The sequence below is a fragment of the Lysinibacillus sp. GbtcB16 genome, from assembly GCF_019091145.1.
Lineage (GTDB): Bacteria > Bacillota > Bacilli > Bacillales_A > Planococcaceae > Lysinibacillus > Lysinibacillus fusiformis.
Genome location: NZ_JAGXJV010000148.1, coordinates 1 through 423, shown reverse-complemented (window position 1 = coordinate 423; position 423 = coordinate 1). Strand labels below are relative to the sequence as shown.

Genomic DNA, 423 nt, shown 5'->3' with positions numbered 1-423 from the left:
TGGTGGAAAAGGATGTCCCCAAAAGTATGCCACTACTATATCTCTTTTTATTTCGTTCTTATCATAAATCTTATTCCCACTGAAATATCTACTTTTATTTTTCTTCTTAATTAACATGCTATTCCCTAAGACTTTATACATGTTACATACAGTAACATCTGCGTTACTCTCCATAGATTGATAATATAACTCCTCAACCATCTTCTTATCAATCCAGTCATCTGCATCAACAAACATTATATAGTTAGAATTCGAAGCTTCTATTCCTTTTCTTCTAGTCGCGATACTCCCCTCATTTTTCTTGTCTATTACAACTATTCTATTATCTTGTTTTTCATATTTCCTACATATATTTAAACTGTTATCTGAAGAACCATCATTTACTAAAATCAATTCATACTCTTTAAATGTCTGCTTAATAAA

Annotated in this window: 1 protein-coding gene; it reads right to left on the bottom strand. The window is 30.0% G+C overall.

Features of this window, described 5'->3' with window-relative positions; all coding sequences use genetic code 11:
- Positions 1-423: glycosyltransferase family 2 protein (locus KVT27_RS23775; RefSeq protein WP_217582087.1), on the bottom strand; the 423-nt coding region annotated here is incomplete at both ends.